Source organism: Frankia sp. AgKG'84/4 (assembly GCF_023242965.2).
In the GTDB taxonomy this organism is placed as follows: Bacteria; Actinomycetota; Actinomycetes; order Frankiales; family Frankiaceae; genus Frankia.
The window spans coordinates 1-1,712 of record NZ_JALKFU020001036.1; the positions used below are offsets into that span (position 1 = coordinate 1).

Here is a 1,712-nt window from a genome sequence, read left to right on the forward strand (position 1 = left end):
GTGCGGGCGCCGCCGGGAACCTCGCCGCGTCCCACCGGCGGTCCCGCGAGCGGCGCCGCGGTGCGCCCGTGAGAGAGCTGGCGCGCGCCGGCGCCCCCCATTCCGGTGCTCGGCGCGGGGTGCCGTGGGGTCGCGTGGTGTGGTGTGTTCGGCGGTGCCGGGGAGCTTGCCGAGGCGCGCCTGGCCATCCCACCGACCACACCCAGGTCCGTGGATGTGTCCACGGTCACGCCGATTCGCGGCCGGTGGGCTATCTCCTCGCCGATAGCATCGGTCGAGCGGGGAACTCGGTCGGTCACGCGTGCCTCCGGGGGGTCAGACTCAGAATCGCACCGGACGGTGGCCCGGTTGCGACCACGTCACCAGGTGAATTTCCGGTGAAGCTGGACATGTTCGGCAAGCGTAGGGCCCGCCTACCTTGCTACGCCAGCGCTAGCTCACGCCCCTCGCTCCCTCACCCGTCAAACCCAGCCGACATCGGGAGAAACAGGCCTCTAACCGGCCATATCTTCCGCAACCGGGCGTTCCGCCGCGCGAGTTGTGCACTTGGCGTGACCTTTACCTCCCGGACAGCTCCCCCCTACGGGCTACCTCCCGAGTAGAGGGCAGGCCGACCTGGGCGCGGTCGCGCCCTCGGCCACGGCGGCCAGTGCCCTTCCACGGCCACGGACGTGACATCCATGAGACGGTTCCGACACGCCCGATCTGCCACCAAGAGTGAGTGAGACGGCACGAATGTGTGTCCCGGCATGAACAACCCTCACCGAGGGTATTGATTATCTAGACCCTCCGTATCGAGCACGTCCGGATGCACCGGCGCCCCGGAGGCCCGCGGAATCTACGGGTGCAGGTCCGTCTCGCGCCACCGATGTCCTCTCCCCCGGCCGGCCGGCGGTCGCGCCAACGGCCTCGGGACGAACGCCACGGGACGAACGAGGTGAAGCAACGATGACACTGGGACTGTCGGTCTTTCTGGTCGTTCTCGGCGCGGCCCTCCGTTACGCGCTCACCTGGCGGGTGGCCGGGGTGGATCTCCCCGTCCTCGGTCTGATCCTGATCGTCGCCGGGATCGTCACCTCGGTGATCTGCGTGCTGCGGGCGGTGCTCCCGTTCGCGCCGACGGGCCGGGGAACATCCCGCGCCGGCGCCGTCTGGCCGCCGGCCGCGCCGCGCACGCCCCTGTCCGAGCCATCACGGCGACCGACGGTGCCCCTGGGCGGTCGACCGGATCCCGCGGACCATCCCTACGGCGCCCTCGAACGGCAGGTGTTCGGAGCGCCGGCGAGCGCCGGAGGGCCACTGGACGATCACGAGCCCGGTGCTGCCGAGCCGGCGGCCGGGCCGGACGGCTGGGGCTGCTGACGCTCCCGCCGTGGCCGGCGCCGGCCTCCCGGCCAGAGGGCCTTCCGGTCAGAGGGCCTTCCGGTCAGAGGGCCTTCCGGTCAGAGCAGGTGGAGCTGCCGGGCACAGTGCACGGCGTCGCGGCGGCGCGGCACGTCGAGCTTGCGGTAGATGCTCTTCAGATGCGTCTTGACGGTGTTCACGGAGACGTAGAGTTCCGCCGCGATCTCCGCGGTCGTCAGCATCGTCGGAAGGTAGCTGAGCACCGCGAGTTCCCGGTCACTGAGGCGGTCACCCGCCACGGCCCCGCCGCTGCGGCGCCGGCCCGGAGTCTGCGGGGCCGGCGCTCGCGACGCCGCGGGAGCCGGTAC

General features: G+C 71.4%; 2 protein-coding genes. One reads left to right on the forward strand and one right to left on the reverse strand.

From position 1 onward, the window contains the following. The first annotated feature begins 948 nt into the window (after positions 1–948). The gene (locus MXD58_RS27075; protein WP_248839154.1) at positions 949–1,362 is read left to right on the forward strand and encodes a hypothetical protein; all 414 of its coding nucleotides are present in this window, start codon (positions 949–951) and stop codon (positions 1,360–1,362) included. An 80-nt stretch (positions 1,363–1,442) separates the two neighbouring features. On the opposite strand, the gene MXD58_RS27080 is transcribed toward MXD58_RS27075, so the two are convergent. Continuing rightward, positions 1,443–1,712, reverse strand: a 270-nt coding sequence (locus MXD58_RS27080) for a response regulator transcription factor (RefSeq protein WP_250610725.1), incomplete at its 5' end; no start/stop codon positions are given.